18 protein-coding genes are annotated in these 17,030 nt (G+C 72.1%); 9 read left to right on the top strand and 9 right to left on the bottom strand.

What is annotated here, in order from left to right:
- Window positions 1–24: 24 nt before the first annotated feature.
- The 3 genes from ACGFYP_RS19510 (at window position 25) to hutH (ending at window position 3,866) form a co-directional block, all read left to right on the top strand.
- The gene (locus ACGFYP_RS19510) at window positions 25–822 is read left to right on the top strand and encodes an enoyl-CoA hydratase/isomerase family protein (RefSeq protein WP_393494717.1); all 798 of its coding nucleotides are present in this window, start codon (window positions 25–27) and stop codon (window positions 820–822) included.
- Window positions 823–954: 132 nt separating this feature from the next.
- On the top strand, window positions 955–2,070 hold the full coding sequence (locus ACGFYP_RS19505; protein WP_393494714.1) for a diguanylate cyclase domain-containing protein: 1,116 nt from the start codon (window positions 955–957) through the stop codon (window positions 2,068–2,070).
- A gap of 254 nt (window positions 2,071–2,324) precedes the next feature.
- Window positions 2,325–3,866: a histidine ammonia-lyase gene (hutH, locus tag ACGFYP_RS19500; RefSeq protein WP_393495070.1), complete on the top strand. Its 1,542-nt coding sequence runs from the start codon at window positions 2,325–2,327 to the stop codon at window positions 3,864–3,866.
- A 122-nt stretch (window positions 3,867–3,988) separates the two neighbouring features.
- On the opposite strand, the gene ACGFYP_RS19495 is transcribed toward hutH, so the two are convergent.
- On the bottom strand, window positions 3,989–4,249 hold the full coding sequence (locus ACGFYP_RS19495) for an LAETG motif-containing sortase-dependent surface protein (protein WP_393494711.1): 261 nt from the start codon (window positions 4,247–4,249) through the stop codon (window positions 3,989–3,991).
- 110 nt (window positions 4,250–4,359) lie between these two features.
- Between ACGFYP_RS19495 and ACGFYP_RS19490 the strand changes: the two genes are divergently transcribed.
- Entirely contained in the window at window positions 4,360–4,701 is a 342-nt protein-coding gene (locus ACGFYP_RS19490) for a hypothetical protein (protein ID WP_361968739.1), read from the top strand.
- 183 nt (window positions 4,702–4,884) lie between these two features.
- Window positions 4,885–6,153 (top strand): Ig-like domain-containing protein, encoded by a 1,269-nt coding sequence (locus ACGFYP_RS19485; protein WP_393494707.1) that lies wholly within the window; start codon window positions 4,885–4,887, stop codon window positions 6,151–6,153.
- Between the two features lie 82 nt (window positions 6,154–6,235).
- Here the strand turns inward: ACGFYP_RS19485 and ACGFYP_RS19480 are convergent, their stop codons facing one another.
- On the bottom strand, window positions 6,236–7,099 hold the full coding sequence (locus ACGFYP_RS19480; protein ID WP_393494704.1) for a helix-turn-helix domain-containing protein: 864 nt from the start codon (window positions 7,097–7,099) through the stop codon (window positions 6,236–6,238).
- Between the two features lie 129 nt (window positions 7,100–7,228).
- Here ACGFYP_RS19480 and ACGFYP_RS19475 point away from each other — a divergent pair, with 129 nt between their 5' ends.
- The gene (locus tag ACGFYP_RS19475; RefSeq protein ID WP_361968745.1) at window positions 7,229–8,317 is read left to right on the top strand and encodes an NAD(P)-dependent alcohol dehydrogenase; all 1,089 of its coding nucleotides are present in this window, start codon (window positions 7,229–7,231) and stop codon (window positions 8,315–8,317) included.
- Window positions 8,318–8,544: 227 nt separating this feature from the next.
- Window positions 8,545–8,907, top strand: a complete 363-nt coding sequence (locus ACGFYP_RS19470; RefSeq protein WP_393494701.1) for a DUF1330 domain-containing protein — start codon at window positions 8,545–8,547, stop codon at window positions 8,905–8,907.
- On the opposite strand, the gene abc-f is transcribed toward ACGFYP_RS19470, so the two are convergent.
- The 3 genes from abc-f to ACGFYP_RS19455 form a co-directional block, all read right to left on the bottom strand.
- Window positions 8,890–10,518, bottom strand: coding sequence for a ribosomal protection-like ABC-F family protein (gene abc-f, locus ACGFYP_RS19465; protein WP_393494698.1), 1,629 nt, complete (start codon window positions 10,516–10,518; stop codon window positions 8,890–8,892). The two genes, ACGFYP_RS19470 and abc-f, sit on opposite strands and share 18 nt — an antisense overlap.
- A gap of 292 nt (window positions 10,519–10,810) precedes the next feature.
- Window positions 10,811–11,470: a peptide-methionine (S)-S-oxide reductase MsrA gene (gene msrA, locus ACGFYP_RS19460; RefSeq protein ID WP_393494695.1), complete on the bottom strand. Its 660-nt coding sequence runs from the start codon at window positions 11,468–11,470 to the stop codon at window positions 10,811–10,813.
- Between the two features lie 157 nt (window positions 11,471–11,627).
- Window positions 11,628–12,737 (bottom strand): hypothetical protein, encoded by a 1,110-nt coding sequence (locus ACGFYP_RS19455; protein ID WP_393494692.1) that lies wholly within the window; start codon window positions 12,735–12,737, stop codon window positions 11,628–11,630.
- 73 nt (window positions 12,738–12,810) lie between these two features.
- Here ACGFYP_RS19455 and ACGFYP_RS19450 point away from each other — a divergent pair, with 73 nt between their 5' ends.
- Complete coding sequence (locus ACGFYP_RS19450) at window positions 12,811–13,965, top strand: cystathionine gamma-synthase (RefSeq protein WP_393494690.1); 1,155 nt, start codon at window positions 12,811–12,813, stop codon at window positions 13,963–13,965.
- A 70-nt stretch (window positions 13,966–14,035) separates the two neighbouring features.
- On the opposite strand, the gene ACGFYP_RS19445 is transcribed toward ACGFYP_RS19450, so the two are convergent.
- From ACGFYP_RS19445 to ACGFYP_RS19430, 4 genes are read right to left on the bottom strand one after another with little or no spacing between them, the layout of a single operon-like run.
- Window positions 14,036–14,227, bottom strand: coding sequence for a DUF1059 domain-containing protein (locus tag ACGFYP_RS19445; RefSeq protein WP_361968757.1), 192 nt, complete (start codon window positions 14,225–14,227; stop codon window positions 14,036–14,038).
- Window positions 14,228–14,271: 44 nt separating this feature from the next.
- Complete coding sequence (locus ACGFYP_RS19440; RefSeq protein WP_393494687.1) at window positions 14,272–14,520, bottom strand: hypothetical protein; 249 nt, start codon at window positions 14,518–14,520, stop codon at window positions 14,272–14,274.
- A complete protein-coding gene (locus ACGFYP_RS19435) occupies window positions 14,517–15,026 on the bottom strand; it encodes a sigma factor-like helix-turn-helix DNA-binding protein (protein WP_393494684.1) in 510 nt (169 codons plus the stop codon). Before ACGFYP_RS19435 ends, ACGFYP_RS19440 begins: the two co-directional genes overlap by 4 nt.
- 31 nt (window positions 15,027–15,057) lie before the next feature.
- The gene (locus ACGFYP_RS19430) at window positions 15,058–15,573 is read right to left on the bottom strand and encodes a MarR family transcriptional regulator (protein WP_361968763.1); all 516 of its coding nucleotides are present in this window, start codon (window positions 15,571–15,573) and stop codon (window positions 15,058–15,060) included.
- A 147-nt stretch (window positions 15,574–15,720) separates the two neighbouring features.
- Here ACGFYP_RS19430 and ilvA point away from each other — a divergent pair, with 147 nt between their 5' ends.
- The gene (ilvA, locus tag ACGFYP_RS19425; protein ID WP_361968765.1) at window positions 15,721–16,950 is read left to right on the top strand and encodes a threonine ammonia-lyase; all 1,230 of its coding nucleotides are present in this window, start codon (window positions 15,721–15,723) and stop codon (window positions 16,948–16,950) included.
- Window positions 16,951–17,030: the final 80 nt, after the last annotated feature.

Below are 17,030 nucleotides of genomic sequence, written 5' to 3'. Positions count from 1 at the left end.
GGCGTTAACCGGGAGGGTGCGGTCATGTCCGAGCAGTCCGAGCAGCGTTTTGGTGAGTTCGTCGCCGTCCGTAGGCACGAGCACGTCGCCGAGCTGGTCCTCGACCGGCCCAAGGCGATGAACGCGGTCTCCCTGGAGATGGCCCGCTCGATCAGCGCGGCCTGCGCGGCGCTCGCCGCGGACGACACGGTACGGGTCACGGTGCTGACGTCCTCCAACGACAAGGCCTTCTGCGTCGGCGCCGACCTCAAGGAGCGGAACTCCTTCACGGACGCCGACATGGTCCGCCAGCGGCCCGTCTCGCGCGGCGCCTACGGCGGCGTCCTCGACCTGCCGATGCCGACCGTCGCCGCCGTGCACGGCTTCGCGCTCGGCGGCGGCTACGAACTGGCGCTCGCCTGCGACGTGATCGTGGCCGACGCGACGTCCGTGGTCGGCCTGCCCGAGGTGTCGGTGGGCGTCATCCCCGGCGGCGGCGGTACGCAGCTGCTGCCGCGCCGGGTCGGCGCGGCGCGCGCGGCCGAACTGGTCTTCACCGCGCGCCGGGTGGAGGCGCCGGAGGCGCGCGAGCTCGGGCTCGTCGACGTGCTCGCGGAGGACGCCCGTACGGCCGCCCTCGAGCTGGCCGGGCGGATGGCGGCCAACTCGCCGGTCGGCCTGCGCGCCTCCAAGCGCGCGCTGCGGCTCGGTCAGGGCCTGGACCTGAAGGCGGGTCTCGAGGTCGAGGACGCGGCGTGGCGCGCGGTGGCGTTCTCGGGGGACCGGGCGGAGGGCGTGGCGGCCTTCAACGAGAAGCGGAAGCCGGAGTGGCCGGGCGTCTGAGCCCCGTCGGTGGAGCGCGTGCACGGGCTCAGCCTCTGAAATTTCCGTGAGAATTCTCCCGATTGACCCGTTATGTCACTTTCCGTGACGCCTCGCACGGGAAAACGGGCGAAACCTCCCTAAGCTGGAGGAATGGGAGAGGACGTGCGGTTGCGGGCCGTAGTGGCGCTGGCGCAGGCGATGGCGGCGGCGCACACTCCGCGCGAGTTCTGGCGGGCCGCGGCGCTGGGCGCCCGCGACGGGCTCGACGGCACCTTCGCCGCACTCTCGGTCTGGCAACGCGACCACGGCCGGCTCAAGGTGCTCGTGAACGCCGGTGAGCGGGCCGTGGGCGAGGAGGAGTTCCCCGACGCCGAGACGTACCCGGTGCACCAGTTCCCCGAGATCACCGAGTTCCTGCACGCGCAGTGGGCGGGTGGTGGCGAGCCGGACGCCTGGGTGGAGACCGCGGACGACCGCGTCCCGACCGGCCGCGTCACCGGGCTGCGCAGGCGCGGCCGCGGCTGCTGCGTGGTCGCGCCGGTGGTGCTGCACGGCCGTGCCTGGGGCGAGCTGTACGTGGCCAGGCCGGCCGGGGCGCCGGTCTTCGACCGCGACGACGCCGACTTCGCGGCGGTTCTCGCGGCCGTCGTCGCGGCGGGCATCGCGCAGGCGGAGCGCCTGGAGGAGGTACGGAAGCTGGCCTTCACCGACCCGCTGACCGGGCTCGCGAACCGGCGCGCGGTCGACACCCGGCTCGACGAGGCGATCGAGCGCTACCGCCTCGACGGTTCCGTGGTGAGCCTGGTGGTCTGCGACCTGAACGGCCTGAAGCGGGTCAACGACACCCACGGCCACGCGGTCGGCGACCGCCTGCTCGAACGCTTCGGCTCGGTGCTCTCGCGATGCGGGGCGATGCTCCCGGGCGCCCTGTCGGCGCGGCTCGGCGGCGACGAGTTCTGCCTTCTGTCGGTGGGCCCGACGTCGGACGAGGTGGTGGCGGTCGCCGACGAACTCTGCGTCCGCGCGGGCGAACTGGAGTTGGGCGAGGGCGTGGCCTGCGGCGTCGCGTCCACGGGCGACCCCATCGGCCCGGTCAAATCCGCCCGCCGCCTCTTCCGCCTCGCGGACGCGGCCCAGTACCAGGCGAAGGCCGCCCGCTCGGCGAAGCCGGTGGTGGCGGGCCGCGACGGCACGGTCATCCCCCTGGCCGACGCCCCACCCGGAGCCCGAGACCGCCGCCGCTTCCGCGACGCACCACCGGTCTAGACGCACCGCAGGTCTGGACACGCCGCCGGTCCAGGCGCACCGCCGGTCCGGCGGAGGAACTCCCCGACGGGGGGGGCGTCAGACCGCGGGCTCTGCGTCCTCGGGCTCGACCGGCTCCGTCGTCTCGGGCGCCTCGGGCGCCTCGGAGGGTCCGGCAGCCTCCGGGGCCGACGGTGCGCCGGGAACGTGTGGGGGTGGCCCGCCGTCATCTAGTGACAGGTTGGTCTTCAGTCCGTAGGGTGCTGAATATGGATATGCACTCAGTCGTCCTCGGCACGTCCGGCACCACATTCCAGGACGTCATCGACGTCGCCCGCCGCGGCGCGCGCGTCGAACTGTCCCCCGAGGCCGTGCGGGCGCTCGCCGAGTCCCGTGGAGTCGTCGACGCGCTCGCCGCCAAGCCGGAGCCCGTGTACGGCGTCTCGACCGGGTTCGGGGCCCTCGCCACCCGGCACATCAGCCCCGAGCTGCGGGCGCAGCTCCAGCGCAACATCGTCCGCTCGCACGCCGCCGGCATGGGGCCGCGCGTCGAGCGGGAGGTCGTGCGGGCCCTGATGTTCCTGCGGCTGAAGACCGTCGCCTCCGGGCACACCGGCGTCCGGCCCGAGGTCGCGCAGACCATGGCGGACGTGCTGAACGCGGGCATCACGCCGGTCGTGCACGAGTACGGCTCCCTCGGCTGCTCCGGCGACCTCGCGCCGCTCTCGCACTGCGCCCTGACCCTGATGGGCGAGGGAGACGCCGAAGGCCCGGACGGTGTCGTGAAGCCCGCCGGTGAGCTGCTCGCCGCCGCCGGGATCCAGGCCGTCGAGCTGCGCGAGAAGGAGGGCCTCGCCCTCCTCAACGGTACCGACGGCATGCTCGGCATGCTGATCATGGCCCTCGCCGACCTCGACACCCTCTACAAGTCGGCCGACATCACCGCGGCCCTCTCCCTCGAAGCCCTCCTCGGCACCGAGAAGGTCCTCGAACCCGAGCTGCACGCCATCCGCCCCCACCCGGGCCAGGGCGCCTCCGCCGCCAACATGCTCGCCGTGCTCAAGGGCTCCGGGCTCACCGGCCACTTCCAGGAGGAGGAGGCCCCGCGCGTCCAGGACGCGTACTCCGTGCGCTGCGCCCCGCAGGTCGCCGGCGCCGGCCGCGACACCATGGCCCACGCCCGTACCGTCGCCGAGCGCGAGCTCGCCTCCGCCGTCGACAACCCGGTGATCCTCGCGGACGGCCAGATCCGCTCCAACGGCAACTTCCATGGCGCCCCGGTCGCGTACGTCCTGGACTTCCTCGCGATCGCCGCCGCCGACCTCGGCTCCATCGCCGAGCGCCGCACCGACCGGCTCCTCGACAAGAACCGGTCCCACGGCCTGCCGCCCTTCCTCGCCGACGACGCCGGCGTCGACTCGGGCCTGATGATCGCCCAGTACACCCAGGCCGCCCTGGTCAGCGAGATGAAGCGGTTGGCCGTCCCGGCCTCCGCCGACTCCATCCCGTCCTCCGCGATGCAGGAGGACCACGTCTCCATGGGCTGGTCCGCCGCCCGCAAGCTGCGCACCGCGATCGGCAACCTCAACCGGATCATCGCCGTCGAGCTCTACGCCGCCACCCGCGGCATCGAGCTCCGCCGCGGCCTGACCCCGGCCCCCGCCTCGCAGGCCGCCATCGACGCCCTGCGCGCCGCCGGGGTCGAGGGCCCGGGCCCGGACCGCTTCCTCGCCCCCGACCTGGAGGCCGCCGACGCCTTCGTCCGCGCGGGGAGCCTGGTCGCGGCCGTGGAGCCGGTCACCGGCCCGCTGGCGTAGCGAAAGCGAAAGCGGAAAGGGCCGCCATCCCCCCGAGCGAGGGGTGGCGGCCCTTTCCGTGCGTCTCGGATCAGCGCGCGTTCCGTACGGACCGGGTCAGTGCGCGTTCCGTACGTCCCCGTTCAGTGCGCGCGGCCGCCGCGTCTCATCGCCAGCGCCACGAACCCGGCCCCGACGGCCAGGAAGCCCGTCCCGCCGATCACGTACGGCGTGGTGTTCGGGCCGCCCGTCTCCGCGAGGCGCGCGCCCTCGGTCGCGCGCTCCTGCTCGGTCGCGGTGGCGCGACCCTCGTCGGTCGCGTTCGCGGACGGGACGAACCAGAGGGCGAAGAGCAGCGCCCCGGCCGCCGTGGCGGTCAGCAGCGGGCGTCGAGCGACGGACACAGAGATTCGATCCCCCTTGCGGAAACCCCGAATTGGCAGCTTGCGCAGATGCTAATGAACACAGCGGGTCGGAAGAAAGTCGAGCACCCCGGCGGCCTACGCTCCGTCGTATGAGCACTTCCGAGACATCACGTTATGTACGGCTTCGGGTGGAAGTCGTCCTGGAGATCACCGGCTCCGACGAGCTGACCGGCGCGGCCGTCGGCCGGATCGACACCGACGAGTTCATGCCGGAGGAGGAGCGGGTGCACGCCCGATCCGCCGTGCGCGAGGACGACGCCGAGGCGCTGGCCTATCTGATCGAGCCGTTCGACCTGGTCAGGGAGGTCCCCGGGATCGAGCTGGTGCAGGCCTCCTGGAGCAGCGAGGAGGTCGACCACGACCCCGATGCCCAGGAGTGGGACCTCGACGAGGAAGATGAGGTGGACGAAGACGACACGGAACGGGTCTGACGGGGGCGTCGCACCTCCTCGAAGCCCCGGTACGGCGTTCCGTACCGGGGCTTCGCCCTGTACGGGAACCGAACGCTCGTTGCGTACGTGTCGATCAGTGGCGTTCCCCACAAACCCACCGCTGATGGAACCGCGGAGGGTCTCATGGATGTTCAGACGAGTGTTGGCAGGGATTCGGCGACGATGGAGAAGCGTGTGATGACGGACGGCAAGCGCCGCAAGAGCCTGGCGGCCGCGGCCGCGGTGCTCGGCGGCGTATTGGTGCTCTCGGCGTGCAGCGACGGGGACAAGAACGGCGCGGCCGATCCCTCCAAGTCGGCGCAGTCACAGGCTCAGGTCGACGAGGCCGCGGCGCAGAAGACGTCGAAGGCCCAGATATCCATCTCGCCGAAGAACGGTGCCACCAACGCGTCGATCAACAACGACGCCAAGGTCTCGGTCACCGACGGCACGCTCACCGAGGTGACGCTCGCCACCGCCGAGGGCGCGGCCGTCAAGGGCGAGATATCCGCCGACGGCAAGAGCTGGAAGCCCACCGGGGCGCTCAAGCGCGCCACCGTCTACAAGCTCTCCGCCACGGCGAAGGACGCGGCCGGCCTGGAGGCGCACGAGAACTCCTCCTTCACCACCGTCTCGCAGGCCAACAGCTTCATCGGCAGCTTCACGCCCGAGGACGGTTCCACCGTCGGCGTCGGCATGCCGGTCTCGATCAACTTCAACAAGGCCATCACCGACAAGGCCGCCGTCCAGGGCGGCATCAAGGTGACCTCCAGCACCGGCCAGGAGGTCGTCGGGCACTGGTTCAACTCCCAGCGCCTCGACTTCCGCCCGGACGACTACTGGACCGAGGGCTCGACCGTCACGCTGAAGCTGGAGCTCGACGGCGTCGAGGGCGCCAAGGGTGTCTTCGGCGTCCAGCAGAAGACCGTCACCTTCAAGATCGGCCGCAACCAGGTCTCCACCGTCGACGTCGCCACGAAGACGATGACGATCAAGCAGGACGGCAAGACGGTCAAGACCATCCCGATCTCCGCCGGCTCCCCGGAGAACCCGACCTACAACGGTCAGATGGTGATCTCCGAGAAGTTCAAGGAGACCCGGATGAACGGCGCCACGGTCGGCTTCACCGACGACGACGGCAAGGGCGAGTACGACATCAAGGACGTCCCGCACGCCATGCGGCTGTCCACCTCGGGCACGTTCATCCACGGCAACTACTGGGGCCCGGACTCGATCTTCGGCTCCGCCAACACCAGCCACGGCTGCGTGGGCCTGAACGACGTCAAGGGCGCCGGCGACCCGAACCAGATGGCCGCCTGGCTGTACGACCACTCCATCGTGGGTGACGTCGTCATCGTCAAGAACTCCAAGGACAAGACGATCGCCCCGGACAACGGCCTCAACGGCTGGAACATGAGCTGGTCGGCCTGGAAGGCCGGCTCGGCGGTCTGATCCGCCCGGTACGCGTACGAGAACGGCGGCCCCCTCCGTGTGGAGGGGGCCGCCGCCGTTCTTCGTACCGCCGTTCTTCGTCCTAGCGGACCGCGGGCTCGTCCACGCCCCACTGCGCGAGCAGCCGCAGGGCGTCCGCCGAGGCCGTCCCCGGCTCCGCGTGGTACGTCACCAGCATGAGGTCCGGGTCGGGACCCGCGACCCTCAGCGACTCGTACCGAAGCGTCATCTCGCCCACCAGCGGATGCCGCATCCGCTTGGAGCCGTGTCCCTTGTCGGCGACCGTGTGCGCCGCCCACAGCGAGCGGAACTCCTCGCTGCGCACCGACAGTTCGCCCACCAGCTCCAGCAGCGCCGGATCCTCCGGATAGCAGCCCGCGTACAGCCGCAGCACGCTCACCGTCTCGGTCGCCTTGCAGTCCCAGTCGAGGTACAGATCGCGCGTGTTCGGGTCGAGGAACATCATCCGCGCCATGTTCCGCTCGCGCGGCTCCCAGGTCGCGAAGTCGCCGAGCAGCGCCCGGGCCATCCGGTTCCAGGCGAGGATGTCGAGGCGGCGGCCGACGACGAAGGCCGGGACGGTCTCCATCGAGTCCAGCAGCTGCACCAGGCCGGACCGTACCTGCTGGGGCCGGGCGATCGCCGCCCTGTGCTGCTTCTTCTTCGCCGTCGGCTTCGCCAGGTGCGTCAGATGCGCCCGCTCGCTGTCGTTCAGCCGCAGAGCCCGGGCGATCGAGTCCAGGACCTCCATGGACACATTGCGTCCGTTGCCCTGCTCAAGGCGCGTGTAGTACGCGACGGAGACCCCGGCCAGCTGCGCCAGCTCCTCCCGGCGCAGGCCGGGTACGCGACGGTGGCGGCCGAAGTCCGGCAGGCCCACGTCCTCCGGCTTCAGCCGGGCCCGGCGCGAGCGCAGGAATTCGCTGAGTTCCGCACTGAGATCCATGCGTCCCGATTATCCCAGGCCGGACGGCCCGGCGGACGGGTGTTCCTGTCCCTGCCAGTGGTACGTACGCCGGTCGTAGGCAGAACAGGTGTCTGGGTGATCTGCGCCGGGCCCGGCAGGGTGAATGCCATGACCACCAACGCCACGACCACGATCACCCCCGACGCGGCGACGGCCGGCACGGTCGCCGCCTACGCGGCCCCCGCCGCGAACGCGCCCCTGGAGCGCACCACCGTGCCCCGCCGCCCCGTCGGCGAGCACGACGTCCTCATCGAGATCAAGTACGCCGGCATCTGCCACTCCGACATCCACCAGGCCCGTGACGGCTGGGGCGAGGGCATCTTCCCGATGGTGCCCGGCCACGAGATCGCCGGCATCGTCACCGAGGTCGGCTCCGGCGTCACCCGGCACCAGGTCGGCGACCGCGTCGGCGTCGGCTGCTTCGTCGACTCCTGCCGCGAGTGCGAGTACTGCCTGAAGGGCCTGGAGCAGTACTGCTCGGGCGGCGGCATGATCGGCACGTACAACGCCCTCGACAAGAACGGCGAGCCGACCTACGGCGGCTACTCCAGCCACATCGTCGTCGACGAGAACTACACCCTGCGCATCCCGGACGGCATCGCGCTCGACGAGGCCGCCCCGCTGCTCTGCGCCGGCATCACCCTCTACTCGCCGCTCGCCCACTGGCAGGCAGGACCCGGCAAGAAGGTCGCGATCGTCGGCCTCGGCGGCCTCGGTCACATGGGCGTCAAGATCGCCCACGCGCTCGGCGCCGAGGTGACCGTGCTCAGTCAGTCGCTGAAGAAGCGCGAGGACGGCCTCAAGCTGGGCGCCGACCACTACTACGCCACCAGCGACCCGGCGACCTTCACCGAGCTCGCGGGCACCTTCGACCTGATCGTCTCCACCGTCTCCGCCCCGCTCGACTTCGGCGCCTACCTCGGCCTGCTGAAGACCGACGGCGCGCTGGTGAACGTCGGCGCCCCGGAGGAGCCGATCTCGTTCAACCTGTTCGCGCTGCTCGGCGGCCGCAAGTCGCTCGCCGGATCGGCGATCGGCGGGATCCCGGAGACCCAGGAGATGCTGGACTTCTGCGCCGAGCACGGCCTGGGCGCGGAGATCGAGCTGATCCGCGCCGACCAGATCAACGAGGCGTACGAGCGGGTGCTCGCCAGCGACGTGCGGTACCGCTTCGTGATCGACGCCTCGACGATCTGAGGCCGATCTGAGGCCGCCGGACGACGACGGTCCGCGGGAGGCGTCGGCCCGTCGTCCCGGCCGCTTCGCTCCGTGAGGCCTGGGGGCCTGTGGGCGTGTGAGGGCCGTGAGGCCTGTGAGTCCTGTGGGCCTGTGAGGTCCGTCAGGGCCGTCCGGTCCGTGACCGTGCCGGGGCATGACGTACGAGGTAATCGACCCCGTACGGCATGCCCCGGCACGCTTGCGTCATGACCGCATACGCCCTCGCGAACCTCAGCCCGCAGCCCGGCCTCCACGAGGAGGTCCTCACCTACATGGAGCGCGTCCAGTCCACGCTCGACCCCTTCGGCGGCCGTTTCCTCGTCCACGGCGCTCCCGAGCGGGAGGTCCGGGAGGGCACGTGGCCCCAGGACCTCGTCCTCGTCTCCTTCCCTTCGATGGACCACGCCCGCCGCTGGTACGACTCCGCCGCCTACCAGGAGCTGATCCCGCTGCGCGCCCGGCACATCCCCGGCGACCTGCTGCTGATCGACGGGGTCGCCCCCGGGTACGACCCGGCGACGACCGCCGCGCTCCTGCGGACGGGACCGGGGTCAGGCGGCGCGGCCTGAGCGGAGCTCGAGGCGGGCGCCGCCGAAGCCCGTGCGGAAGCGGTCGTCGTGCGAGACCGCGACCACCGCGCCCTCGAAGGCCGCCAGGGCCGTCTCGAGCTCCTCCACCAGGGAGAGCGCCACGTGGTTCGTCGGCTCGTCCAGGACCAGCAGGTCCGCCGGGCGGCTCACCAGCCGGGCCAGTTCGAGGCGGCGCTGCTGGCCCACCGAGAGCCGCGCCACGGGAACGGTCAGGTCCTCCTCCCGGAAGAGCCCGAGGGCGAGCAGCTCGTCCGCGTGCTCCTCGGGCAGGCCGGGGCGGCCCGCCGCGTACGCCGTGAGCAGCGGCTTCGGGGACGGTACGGGCGGCAGCTCCTGGGCCAGGTACCCGACCCGGGCGGACCGGACGACCGTGCCGCCCTCGGGCCGCAGGTCGCCGGCGAGGACCCGGAGCAGGGTCGTCTTCCCGGCCCCGTTGGGCCCGGAGACGAGCAGCCGGTCACCGGCGGAGATCCGCAGCTTGTCGACGCGTAGCCGCTCGCCGACGACGATGTCGGCGAGCTCGGCGAGGACGCGCGGTTCGGTCCCGACGCGCGCGGCCGTCGTGAACGCCGCCCGGAAGCGCAGGGGCTCGGGCGGGGGCGGCACCGGAGACGCACGGAGCTGTTCGAGCCGGGTCCGAGCGGCGCGCACCCGCCCCGACAGCTTGTTCTCGGAGGAGCGCCGGTGCTTGCCGAAGCCCTGCCGGGGGTCCTTGCCCGAGCCCGCGAGCCGCTGCCCGGCCGCCTCCACCAGCTCCTCCGTACGGGCCAGCTCCTCCCGCCACTCCTCGTGCTCCTGCGCCCAGCGGCGGCGGGCCGCCGCCTTCGCCGCCCGGTAGCCGGACCAGCCGTCCCCGTACCGGGTCACGGCGCGGGTGTCCCGGTCGACCTCCAGGACGGTCGTCGCCATGCCCTCAAGGAACGCCCGGTCGTGGGTGACCGCGACCACGGTGCCCCGGTGGGTGCGCAGCCGTTCCTCCAGCCAGCCGGCGGCGGCCCGGTCGAGATGGTTCGTCGGCTCGTCGAGCAGCAGCAGCTCGGCGCCGGAGGCGAGGACGCAGGCGAGGGCGAGCCGGGACTGCTCGCCGCCGGAGAGCGTGCCGACGGGACGTTCGTACGGGACGTGGCCGAGACCGAGGCCGTGCAGGGCGGCGTCGACCAGGGCGTCGGCCTGGTACCCGCCCCGCTCCTCGTACCGGGCGACCAGCTCGCCGTACGCGGTGAGTTCCTCGGGTGTCGCGGAGCCGAGCGTCTCCTCGGCCACCCGCATCTCCCGTTCCATCGCGCGGAGTTCGGCGAGCGCCGCGTCGACGGTGTCGCGCACGGTGTGTTCGGGGCCGACGCCGAAGGTCTCGGGGAGCGTCTGGGCGAGCCGGGCGATGCCCCCGGGGAAGCGGACGGTCACCTCCCCGCCGTCGGGGGCTTCGGTCCCCGCGAGCAGCCGCAGCAGGGTGGACTTGCCTGAGCCGTTCTCGCCGATGACGGCGGCCTTCTCGCCGGGGCGCACGGTGAACGAGATCTGTTCGAGGACGGAGCGGGTCCCGTAGGACCTGGAGACGTCTTTGACGGTCAACTGGGCGCGTTCGCGCATGGGTTCTTTCCCTGGGTGACGGGTTCGTTCGGGCCGGGTGAAGGGACACCGGGACCACCGCTGCCGCGCCCGAGGGGCGCCGGATCAGCGGGTCCGACCGTGTCCGCGGCCGGAATCAGAGAAAGAAGTAGTACGAACCCATGCGATCGAGTGTAACGAGGGAGCCCTCGACCGGCGCGCCCTTTTCCGCGCCCAGGACGCCCACGCGCACGTGTGCCCGGATGGGCCGTGCGGGCACCTTCCGGGCACGTGCGCTGCTTCAGGGGGCCTGCTCGGCCTCCTGCTCGGCCTTCTACTCGGCCTTCGCGACGCCGATCGGGCAGGAGACTCCCGTCCCGCCGATGCCGCAGTAGCCGGCCGGGTTCTTGTCCAGGTACTGCTGGTGGTACCCCTCGGCCGGGTAGAAGGTGCGGCCCTCGACCGGGAGGAGCTCCGTGGTGATCGTGCCGTAGCCCGAGCCCGCCAGGACCTTCTGGTACGCGGCGCGGGAGGCCTCGGCGGCCTCGGCCTGGGCGGGGGAGTGGGTGTAGAGCGCCGAGCGGTACTGGGTGCCGACGTCGTTCCCCTGGCGGAAGCCCTGGGTCGGGTCGTGGGACTCCCAGAAGAGCTTGAGCAGCCGCTCGTACGAGACCTTCGCGGGGTCGAAGACGACCCGGACGACCTCGGTGTGGCCGGTGAGGCCCGAGCAGACCTCCTCGTACGCGGGGTTCTCCGTGAGGCCGCCCTGGTAGCCGACCAGGGTCGTCCAGACGCCCTCGGTCTGCCAGAACTTGCGCTCGGCGCCCCAGAAGCAGCCGAGGGCGAAGTCCGCGACCTCGAGCCCCTCGGGGTAGGGGCCGAGCAGAGGGTTGCCCAGGACCGTGTGGCGCTCGGGCACCTGGAACTCGGGCTCCGGGCGGCCCTTCAGTGCCTGCTCGGGCGTGGGGAGGACGGGGGTGCGTGACAGGAACATGCGGCATCTCCTCGACGGTGGGCGTTACGCACAACGCCCGGGGGCCGGGAGGGATTCCCCCCGGCCCACGGCCCCGGCCCACGGCCCCGGCCCACGGCCCCGGGCGTGGCTCACGCACGAGGGCGCGCACAGCGGCACGCGCGCGTGCGGCCGACCGCTACCTCGGCAGCGTCGCCGGGCTTCCGCCGTTCGCCTCGTACCCCGCCACCGCCAGGTTCCGGTACACGGTGTACTCCGCCGCCGGGTCCCCGTTCAGCGTCCACGGCAGCGCGCCCACGTGACCGTCCACGTGGACCAGTTGGTTCATCGCCTCCGACCAGCGCTCCGCGCGGACCAGGAAGAGGACGAGCAGGTGCCGGACGTGCGCCAGCATCGGGTCGTCGGCGCGCGCCGAGTGGACCGCGTACAGCGCGCCCTCCATCGCCTTGCGCACCACCTCGGTACGGAAGAAGTCCTGCACGAGCACGATCTCGGGCAGGTGCTCGTAGACCGCGAACAGCGGCAGCGCGGCGAGCAGCGAGCCCTGCGGGGCGCGCGCGGCGGCCGCCGTCGCGAAGCGGTCGGCGTCCTCGCGCGAGCCGTGCCACTTCTCGCACCAGTAGTGCAGCGCCGCCAGGTGCGCGCCCATGTGCTGCGGCGCCCGGTCGATGATCTTCGCCCAGACCTGGTCGAACTCCTCGTGGCTGTAGCCGAGTCCCCGCGCCACGGCGAGCTGCGTGATGTACGGGACGGGGTCGCCGGGGGCGAGCAGCGCCGCCTCCTCGGTGACCTTCTTCGCCTCTTCGAGGATGATCCGGAAGTCGTCGGTGCCGGCCGAGGACGAGCGCCAGGCCTGCTGCACCAGGAACTCCGCGTGCACGGCCGCCCCGCCCGGGTCCTTGGGCGAGTCCGCCCGCCAGGCGCGCAGCCACGCGCCGCCGACGCCGGGCTTCTGCTGGAGCTCCAGGGAGGCCGCGCCCGCGAACGCCTGCACGCGCTGCCAGCGGATCTCGCCCCCCTTCTCCGTACCGGCGAGCAGCTGCGCGGCCGCCCGCCACTCCTGGGTCGCCTGGACCACGTCGAGCACGTCGAGCAGGTCCCTGTCGGGCCCCGGCATCCGTACGTCCTGCTCCTCCTGGCGCAGGAAGCCGTACGCCTCGGGGTCGGCGGCGTCGGGGGAGCCGGGGGCGACCTGACGGATGCCGACGCCGGACCGGCGGCGCCTCACGTACGGGGTCACGACCGCGACCAGCAGCGCGACCGCCATCAGGAACCAGAGAATCTCCATGTGTCCATTGTCCAGGACACTCCCTGAGACGATGGGCGGCGGTCCCCGGTCCTCGGGACTACGCTCCTGACACATGAGCGACGAGCACATCCACCAGAGCTTCGAGACCCGCGCGATCCACGCGGGCAACACCGCCGACCCGCTGACCGGCGCGGTCGTCCCGCCCATCTACCAGGTCTCCACGTACAAGCAGGACGGCGTGGGCGGTCTGCGCGGCGGTTACGAGTACAGCCGGAGCGCCAACCCCACGCGCACCGCGCTCGAGGAGAACCTCGCGGCCCTGGAGGGCGGCCGGCGCGGCCTGGCCTTCGCCTCCGGTCTGGCGGCCGAGGACTGCCTGCTGCGGACGCTGCTGGCCCCCGGCGACCACGTGGTGATCCCGAACGACGCCTACGGCGGGACCTTCCGGCTCTTCGCCAAGGTCGTCCAGCGCTGGGGCGTCGACTTCTCCGTCGCGGACACCTCGGACGTCGAGTCGGTGCGCGGCGCGGTCAACGACCGTACGAAGGTGATCTGGGTGGAGACGCCGTCGAACCCGCTGCTCGGCATCACCGACATCCCCGCGGTCGCGGCGGTGGCCCGTTCGGCCGGCGCGAAGCTGGTCGTCGACAACACCTTCGCCTCGCCCTACCTCCAGCAGCCGCTGGCACTCGGCGCGGACGTCGTCGTGCACTCGCTGACGAAGTACATGGGCGGGCACTCGGACGTCGTGGGCGGCGCGCTGGTGACGGCGGACGCGGCGCTCGGCGAGGAACTGGCGTACCACCAGAACGCGATGGGCGCGGTCGCCGGGCCGTTCGACTCGTGGATCGTGCTGCGCGGCATCAAGACGCTGGCGGTCCGCATGGACCGGCACAGCGAGAACGCGGGGAAGATCGCGGAGATGCTGACCCAGCACCCGAAGGTCACCCAGGTCCTGTACCCGGGTCTGCCGGAGCACCCGGGCCACGAGATCGCCGCCAAGCAGATGAAGGCCTTCGGCGGAATGATCTCCTTCCGGGTCGCCGGTGGCGAGGAGGCGGCGGTCGAGGTCTGCAACCGCGCGAAGCTCTTCACCCTGGGCGAGTCCCTGGGCGGTGTCGAGTCGCTGATCGAGCACCCGGGCCGGATGACCCACGCGAGCGTGGCCGGCTCCGCCCTCGAAGTACCGGCGGACCTCGTCCGCCTCTCGGTGGGCATCGAGAACGTCGACGACCTCCTGGCGGACCTGCGCCAGGCGCTGGGCTAGGCCTCAGAGAGACGTTCCGGGTCGGGGCGCCCCGTGGGGGGGGCGCCCGACCACGAGAAGGTCACCGCCGTCAGGCGGCGACCTTCTCGTCCTCCAGCGATTCGCGCACCATCGCGCGCAGCTCGGGGCTGTCCTCGTGTCCGTGCACGGAGATCGCGTGTTCGGTCGCGGCCCGTACGACTTCCTCTTCCTCACCGATGATGGTGAGGGTGCAGTTCATGACACTGGGTTCCTTGCGGCAGTCGGCGACTTTCCTGGTCATGACGACCTCCTGACTCGCCTGCTCCTTCCAGGCTAGGTCCGTTGTCACCAGCCTTCGAGCGGTGGCGTCGTCTCCGCGGGTCCCTGCCAGGGCTCGACGACCGAGGCCCAGACCGCGAGGACGAGCACGGCGGCGACGACCAGCGCCCACAGGGCACGGCGCACCGCGCGGTCGCGGTGGAGCAGCCGGGTGCCGCGCGCGACCGCCCGGGCGGCCAGGTCGGCGGGGACCTGCGGGTGCGGGGACTCCAGCATCCGCCGGACCTCGTCCTCCCTGTCTCCGTACCGGCTCATGAGGCGAGCCTCCCAGGGCCGCCGGGGCCTCCCGGGCCCCCGGGGCCGCCGGATCCTCCGCGTCGCCGCTCCCGCAAGGCGTACACGGAGCGGGCGCAGATGGCCCGTACCCGGTCCTCGGGCAGTCCGAGCAGGGCCGCGGTCTGTTCCTCCGCCACGCCCTCGTAGAGCCGCAGCACCACGACGAGACGTTCCTGCGGAGTGAGCGAGGAGAGGATGCCGCCCCGGCCGCGGTGGTGCCGCCAGGCGGTGCGCGCGAATCGGGCGGCGAGGGCGGCGCGGGTGCGGTCGTACGGGTCCTCGCCGCGCAGCCGGTCCCAGTGGGCGTAGGTCTGCGCGAGGGAGGCGGTCAACAGGGCCTGGGCGTGCGGGTTGCGGGCCCGGGTCTCGGCGGTGAGCAGCGTCGCGGCATGCAGCAGCCGCCCCGCCGCCCCCGCCACGAACGCCTCGAACTGCCGGGTGCGGAAGCGAGGTTCGCCCGCTCCGTCGTCCTGCCGATCTCGCACGTCCTCATATGAGGACAGGGCGCGGCCGTGGTCAAGAGGTAGCGGCGGACTCCGTGTCCGTGGCGGGCGGCAGACCCGACTGGCGGGCGGAGAGCGCGGAGTTGAAGCGGGTGAGCAGGGTGCAGAACGACTCGCGCTCCGCCGCCGTCCAACCGTCGGTCACCTGCGCCATCAGCTCGCGGCGCGAGGCGCGGACCTCCTCCAGGCGGGCCAGGCCGCGCGGGGAGAGCTGGAGCACGACCGCGCGCCCGTCCTCCGGGTGCGAGGTGCGCTTGACCAGGCCCGTGTCGACGAGCGGGGCGACCTGGCGGGTGACGGTGGACGAGTCGATGCCCATGCCGGCCGCGAGCGCCTTGACGCCCATCGGGCCTTCCTGGTCGAGCCGGTTCAGGAGCAGGTAGGCGGCGCGGTCCATCGAGTTGCGGAGCTGCCCGGTGCCGCCGAGGCGGGTCTGTTCGGCCCGGCGGGCGAAGACGGCCACCTGGTGCTGGAGGGCATCGAGGAGACCGGGGTCAAGCTCAGTCGTCATGTCCTGAGATGTGGGCATGGCTGTGGGGGCTCTCTCGTGCGGTGGTCGGTTGGTGGGGGACAGAGTACGCGGACCCACGGGGGTGCGTACCTGCGCTGCGCAAACCGGTCCCGACGACCTCTTCCCGGGCGGCCACGAGCCCCGTGAGCTGCGAGACTTGCTGTCATGAGCTTCCGTAGGCCAGACCCCTTGCACCCGCTGATCCTCGACGATGTCCGCGGAGCGCAGAAGATGTTGTCCGGGGTGGCCAGGATGACGGCGATGGAGGGCAGCCGGTACCTGTCCTCGCTGGTGGGGGCGCCGGTCCACCTCAAGTGCGAGAACCTTCAACGAACCGGCTCCTTCAAGCTGCGCGGCGCGTACGTACGGATCGCCGGGCTGCGGCCGGAGCAGCGGGCGGCCGGGGTGGTCGCCGCGTCGGCGGGGAACCACGCGCAGGGTGTCGCGCTCGCCTCGGCGCTCCTCGGGGTGCACTCCACGGTCTTCATGCCGGTCGGCGCCCCGCTGCCGAAGGTCGCGGCGACCCGGGAGTACGGCGCCGAGGTGCGGCTGCACGGCCATGTCGTGGACGAGACGCTGGCGGCGGCGGAGGAGTACGCGGCGGAGACCGGCGCGGTCCTCATCCACCCCTTCGACCACCCGGACATCATCGCGGGGCAGGGCACGGTGGGCCTGGAGATCCTCGAACAGTGCCCGGAGGTGCGCACGATCCTGGTCGGGGTCGGCGGGGGCGGGCTCGTCGCCGGGATCGGGCTCGCGGTGAAGTCCGTACGGCCCGACGTGAAGGTGATCGGCGTGCAGGCGGAGGGTGCGGCCGCCTATCCGCCGTCGCTGGCGGCCGGGCACCCGGTGGCGATCGAGTCGCCGGTGACGATGGCGGACGGGATCAAGGTGGGGCGCCCGGGCGACGTGCCGTTCGCGATCGTGCGGGAGTACGTGGACGAGGTCCGTACGGTCTCCGAGGACGCGCTCTCCTCGGCGCTGCTGCTCTGCCTGGAGCGGGCGAAGTTGGTGGTCGAGCCGGCCGGGGCGAGCCCGGTGGCGGCGCTGTTGAGCGACCCGAAGGCGTTCCAGGGGCCGGTGGTCGCGGTCCTGTCGGGCGGCAACGTGGACCCGCTGCTCATGCAGCGGATCCTGCGCCACGGCATGGCGGCCGGGGGCCGCTATCTGAGCCTGCGGCTGCGGGTGACGGACCGGCCGGGGGCGCTGGCGACGCTGCTCGCGGTGCTCACGGTGGTGGACGCGAACGTGCTCGACGTGAGCCATGTGCGCACCGATCCGCAGCTCGGTCTGACGGAGGCGGAGGTGGAGCTGCAGTTGGAGACGAAGGGGCCGGAGCACTGCCGGGAGGTGGAGGCGGCGCTGCGGGACGCGGGGTACGTGGTGCTGACGTAGGCCTGTCGTGCGTCCGGGCCGATTTCGTTTTCCCCAGGTCTTGTGATATCGCGATGTATCGCGATAGCGTGTGGGCTCCG

It is taken from the genome of Streptomyces sp. NPDC048370, assembly GCF_043200825.1.
GTDB lineage: Bacteria > Actinomycetota > Actinomycetes > Streptomycetales > Streptomycetaceae > Streptomyces.
This window is presented reverse-complemented; position numbering and strand designations above follow the sequence as displayed.